The sequence below is a fragment of the Sulfurimonas sp. genome (assembly GCF_016744025.1).
Lineage (GTDB): Bacteria > Campylobacterota > Campylobacteria > Campylobacterales > Sulfurimonadaceae > Sulfurimonas.
This window is the reverse complement of record NZ_JADGFC010000158.1, coordinates 1-4651: the sequence shown is the minus strand read 5'-3', so window position 1 is coordinate 4651 and position 4651 is coordinate 1. Positions and strand designations below refer to the sequence as shown.

Here is a 4651-nt window from a genome sequence, read left to right as displayed (position 1 = left end):
TTCTTTGTTTTTGGTCGAATAAGATTAGCAGATTATCGATTAATCCTATCTTTCAACTTACTTTCAAAAAATTGCACTTGATTTTAGAATTGGCGATTTTAAAGAATACTTTATAAGACTTTATAAAGAAATATTTGCAAACGTAAATGACATTCTAACTTATGTTAAAAGAGCTTATGAATTAGAAAAAGTAGAACATATATACATTGGTGCGCAGATACATACTGTAACTAAACTAGATGAAATGGCAGAGGTTGAACTTGGTGTAAAAGCTAGTAACTTTGAATTTGACTATGGTTATGAAAGTGATGGTGTTTATATAGATCAACTTCACGCCTTAATGCATATTTATACAACACTACAAACAAATGAAAAGTATGACTGTAATTTCACGACATATCTCCGCCCTCCAAAATTCATCCAAAGAGAAAGTGGTAAACTTATACTACTTAGTGTAGCTGCACTAGTCTTAGCTTTTTTGTATCCGGTAACATACTGGATTTTAACTTACGCTCAAAATCTTCAATATGACTTATTAGCTACAGAATACTCAGAATTGCATAATATTAAAATAACAAGACAAGCAACAATAAAAAATAGAGAAGCCGATAAAGTTAAAATTATCACTTTGTTAAACAAAGAAAAAAAAGAATATGCTGATAAAAAAGCAACTTTGATAAAGATTCATGATGTTAAAGTCAACTATCCTATGAAAGCAAAACTTTTATCTTTGTTAACAAAAGATTTAAATAAATTCGGTATCAATGTCAATTCTATAGCTTATAAAGAAAATCAAAAATTAAGAGTATTCACACTGAACATAATTTCAAGAAAAGATAAAAAGATTACCGAGATGGTAGAATATTTAACTAAGACTCATGAGGGTGTATTTGACTTTTCACTAGAACATATTGAGTTTAAAGAAAAATCTAGAAAGTACTATAGTGAATTAAAAGTGAGTATATTATGAAAGTAAATATCGAAGATTACTTGCAAACTATAGACGCTTCTTTTAAAGACAAGAGTCAAAAAGATATATATATGACTTATATAATGATTTTTGGTATTATTTTTGCCTTTTCTTATCTACTTTTTTGGGAAAATTCTTTACTAGCTTTTGAAAAAAAGAATAAGCAAATAAAAACGATTAGCTCTAAAATCAATACAGATAAAAGATTTCTACAAGTTAATCCTAAATCAAAAATTATGAAACTTGATAGAGAAATTAAAATGTCCGAAAAACAACTTCTATCTCATAAAGAGAATAATACTTATATAAAAAGTAAGATTGAAACAATATCGTCTTTAATATACGATGAAAGAACATGGGGTGAGTACTTACACTCTATTTCAACTAATGCTAAAAAATATGGTATTAAAATTATAGACTTTAAAAACGAATATGCCAAAAACAACACTTCTTTTGGTCATGTCTTAGACATAACTTTAAGCAGTACAGGTAACTATAAGAATACACTTCGTTTTATAAACTCTTTAGAACAAAGCGATTTGGTAGTAGATATTCATGATTTAAATATTTCAGTTGAGAAGACTCTTAATGCAGAATTACTTATATCAGTTTGGGGGATTACATACTAATGAAAACATTAATCTTAATGACCTTTATATCATTATTCTCAATTTCTCTTAACTCAAATGAGCTATCATGGGTTGATACTCAGGTTCAAGCAATAAAACCTCCAAGAAAAGGGATGAGTAACAATGAACTAAACAAAATAAAAGACCCTTTTATATTTTATAAAAATCGTTATAATAAAAAGTATGTTAAAGCTAGAAAAAAATCTGTAAAAAAGTATAGTGTAAAAAAATCCACAACTTCATCAGATGCAGTTATTACTATATTACCGCAACCTTCAAAACATTTAGTGCTTAAGGCGATTATAAATAAATCAGCTTTAATAAACGGCGAATGGTATAAACAAAATGAGTATATAGATAGTTATCAAATATCTAGTGTAAATAGAACTTCGGTTGTTTTAACAAAGAGTAATAGAAAATTTGTTTTGACAACAAGTGATACAAAACGAAATTTAAAATTTAAGTAACAGGACAAGAGAATGCAATATATAAAAAGAATAGTTTATGGCTTATTTTTAACACTTCTTATATCAAGTAGTAGTTATGCAGACTGCACTTATGAACTATTCAGTATCAGTTCAACAAAAGATACAAAAATTATTGACTTTATAGAACAACTAAGCGATGAGTGTGAATTTAGTATTATTGTTACAGATCCTCATGCAGAAAAGTTTCTAAAGACAAAACTTAACAAAACTCATTTAAAAAACTTAACTATAGATGAAGTATTAAGTATTATTTTAAAAGAAAATAATTTATACTATACTCTAGAGAATAATATTTTAAAAATCTCATATCTTAGTACAAAAGTTTTTAATGTAGATTATATTCTTTCACAAAGAAAAGGTACTGGAAGTACAAATATAACACTTAGTTCATCGTCAACTGGATCAACTGATACAACAACTACCTCAAGTGGTTCTAATTCTGAATCAGGAATTAAAATAGAATCTACTGATGAAGTAAAATTCTGGGAAGAGCTTGATTTAGAATTACAACATATCATCAACACATCTCAAGATCTTTATAAGTCAGATGCTCCCATCATAAATAAAAATGCAGGTCTTATAACCGTAACAACAACACTAAAACAAATGAACAGGTTAGAAGGCTATCTTAAAAAACTACAAGATAAAGTGCAACTACAAGTTTTAATAGATGTACAGATTCTATCTGTAACTATTGAAGAAGGTAAAACAACCGGTATAGATTGGTCACAACTTTATGCACTGCAAAACATCACACTTGCTCTTGACTATAAATCAGCAAGTAATGTAGGAACATTTGCTGATAATTTGATATCAACAACTGATACATCCGGGAAAAATGAATCTAACCTTATTAGTGTGCAAGCTGGGGGATCATTAGATGAAGTTATTAAATTTTTAGAGACTCAAGGCGATGTTGTTTCAATTTCTAATCCAAAAGTTTTAACTCTCAATAATCAACCTGCCCTTATTACTGCAGGAACGGAGTACTTTTATACACTTACTAGTACAGAAACATCTGCTACTAGTGGAGGTAGTACTACTAGTGAAGACAATAATATTCAATCAGTATTTGCTGGTGTTTTATTAGATATTACTCCAGAAATTTCAGATGACAAATCTATAACTCTTAAAATAAATCCATCTATATCAGAAACTGCACAAGATATATCTGCAGAAAGTTCTAGTGATAGAGACACTCCACCAGATTTAGTTCGTCGCCAACTCTCATCAGTTGTTACAGTCAAAGATGGTAAAAGAATAATTTTGGGTGGTTTAATTATTACTAAAAACACAATGGATTCAAATCAAGTTCCTATACTTGGTAGCATTCCTATTTTAGGTTATTTATTTAAATATGAAGAGATGTCAAAACAAGTTCAAGAAATTGTTGTTGTGATTCAACCACATATTATAGATAGAGAAAATAATAATCTTTCACTTGCTGAACTAGGATATACAGGGATTACAAATAAGAGCATAACACTAAATAAAAGTTCTATATCTAAAGAAACAGACAAAGTATCAAATAATGTCAATAAAGAACTAAATAAAGAAGTTAAAGAGGAAGAAAATTTAGATGAATTCTAGCATCTTTGAAGATTCTAAGAATGTATTCCTTGATAGTGTAGATGCTAGAGACTATATTCAACTTGACAGAGTCTCTACAATATATCAGTCTCTTAAAGACTCCGTAAAAAAACCACTAAAAATGATTTTATTATTTGGTAAGCCGGGAACTGGTAAGAGCATGTTTTTAACAAAACTATACCATGATCTTTCACCTTCTCAAAAAGTGTTTATTTATCAGACTCCTATTCTTGATGAAGGTGAATTTTTCAAATCACTTGCTAGAGACATGTTTAATGTTAAATATCAAGGAGAACTTAATTTTACACAATTTATGCTAATTGTTGAACAAAAAATGCAAGAAGAAGCAGAAATACCTTTAGTACTCTTAGATGAAGCACAACTTTATTCAAGCCAACAAATGGAAAAAATTAGACTTCTATCAGATACTAGAAGTGTAAAATTTGTTATTACTCTTCACAAAACAGAAAAAGAAGACTTAATTGCAAAAGAGCATTTTCAAACTAGAATATGGGAAACTATAGAGCTTGAGAATGCTTCAAATACTGAACTTAAAATATACATACAAAAGAAACTTATGAAAGCAAACTGTTTTGACAGTGCTAATATGTTTTCGCAAAAACATGTAAACCAGATATATAAGCTAACAAAAGGAAATTATAGAGATACAAATAAACTTTTATATACACTATTTGATATCTATGCATGGTATAGTGAAAATAATCAGTCAAAATTAAAAACAAATGTGATTTCAAAAAAAATTGTTGAAATGTCAGCAATTCATACAGGTTTATTAAATGATTAATGTTAATGACTTAGAAATAAGATGGCGTAAATATAAAATAAAGTCTTATATACCTCATATTGTAATTTTAATAACGCCAATTCTAAAATCAAGTGCAATTTTTTGAAAGTAAGTTGAAAGATAGGATTAATCGATAATCTGCTAATCTTATTCGACCAAAAACAAAGAA

At 28.2% G+C, this 4651-nt stretch carries 5 protein-coding genes; all 5 read left to right on the top strand.

Features of this window, described 5'->3' with window-relative positions; translation table 11 throughout:
* The first annotated feature begins 244 nt into the window (after nucleotides 1-244).
* Genes QZZ48_RS14135 through QZZ48_RS14115 form a run of 5 tightly spaced genes read left to right on the top strand, consistent with a single transcriptional unit; the run spans nucleotide 245 to nucleotide 4482 of the window.
* A complete protein-coding gene (locus QZZ48_RS14135) occupies nucleotides 245-970 on the top strand; it encodes a hypothetical protein (RefSeq protein ID WP_294966901.1) in 726 nt (241 codons plus the stop codon).
* A complete protein-coding gene (pilO, locus tag QZZ48_RS14130; protein ID WP_294966900.1) occupies nucleotides 967-1599 on the top strand; it encodes a type 4a pilus biogenesis protein PilO in 633 nt (210 codons plus the stop codon). Before QZZ48_RS14135 ends, pilO begins: the two co-directional genes overlap by 4 nt.
* A complete protein-coding gene (locus QZZ48_RS14125) occupies nucleotides 1599-2066 on the top strand; it encodes a hypothetical protein (RefSeq protein WP_294966899.1) in 468 nt (155 codons plus the stop codon). The genes pilO and QZZ48_RS14125 overlap by 1 nt, the downstream gene beginning before the upstream one ends.
* A gap of 12 nt (nucleotides 2067-2078) precedes the next feature.
* A complete protein-coding gene (mshL, locus tag QZZ48_RS14120; protein ID WP_294966898.1) occupies nucleotides 2079-3677 on the top strand; it encodes a pilus (MSHA type) biogenesis protein MshL in 1599 nt (532 codons plus the stop codon).
* Nucleotides 3667-4482 (top strand): ATP-binding protein, encoded by an 816-nt coding sequence (locus QZZ48_RS14115; protein WP_294966897.1) that lies wholly within the window; start codon nucleotides 3667-3669, stop codon nucleotides 4480-4482. Before mshL ends, QZZ48_RS14115 begins: the two co-directional genes overlap by 11 nt.
* The last annotated feature ends 169 nt before the right edge of the window (nucleotides 4483-4651 follow it).